The following is a 1,097-nucleotide window of genomic DNA, read 5'->3' on the forward strand; positions in this document are numbered from 1 at the left end:
ATCAGTAAGATCGGTCATCTCAGTGCCACGGAAAATCGCATCTGTCCAAAGGAACATTGGGATAGAAGCGCTGATTGGGTTTGGCACTTTCGGGAAGCGTTGGAATGGGTAAGAGTGGTTACCCTCACGAGCACCAGTACCACCACCTTGTAGACCAACCTGACCACGAAGCAGAGACAGCATCATGATCGCTTTACACGCTTGCTCACCGTTTGCTGAGCGTTGTAGACCCCAACCTTGCGTGATGTAAATACGTTTTGCATCGCCGATTTCACGCGCAAGTTTCAAGATCACATCAGCAGGAATACCTGTGATTGGTTGTGCCCACTCTGGCGTTTTCTCGATACCATCTGGACCTGTGCCCATGATGTAATCTTTGTAGCTGCCATTTTCTGGCGCTGATGCTGGCAGAGTTTTACGGTCGTAACCCACACAGTAGCGGTCAAGGAAGTCTTGGTCGACTTTATCTTCGCTGATCAATACATGGGCGATAGCAGCGACAAGAGCCGCATCGGTACCGTGTTTGATAGGAATCCATTGGTCTTCACGGCCAGCAGCAGTATCGGTGTAACGAGGGTCGATACAAATCGTACGTGTGTGGCTAATATTTTTTGCGTCCACGTAGTTGTGGATTTGACCACCGCCCGACATACGCGTCTCGGCTGGGTTGTTACCAAACATCAGACAAAGATCTGCGTTTTGTACGTCGTCAATCGAGTTGTTGTCTACCCAAGTGCCGTAGAAGTACTCAGACATACATTCGATGTTCGCTGCTGAGTAGTCGCCGTAGTGATTCAGGTAACCACCACACAGGTTCATCATACGTGCAACCAATGTCGCGCTCGGATCCCAGCTCTTAGTTACCGTACCACCCAAGGTACCCGTACCGTAGTTTAAGTAAACCGCGTCATTACCGTAGTCTTTAATGATGCGTTTTAGATTGTCACCGATGAGGTCAAAGGCTTCGTCCCAAGTAATGCGTTTGAACTTACCTTCACCACGTTTACCAACGCGAAGAAGTGGGTATTTCAAACGGTCTGGCGAGTAAACACGGCGACGCATAGAGCGACCACGCAAACAAGCACGAACTTGATGAT

1 protein-coding gene is annotated in these 1,097 nt (G+C 49.3%); it reads right to left on the minus strand.

Features of this window, described 5'->3' with window-relative positions; genetic code table 11:
* A partial coding sequence (locus R7R24_RS24785; RefSeq protein ID WP_318119744.1) for a molybdopterin-dependent oxidoreductase occupies positions 1 to 1,097 on the minus strand: 1,097 nt, incomplete at both ends.

It is taken from the genome of Vibrio sp. 704, from assembly GCF_033339295.1.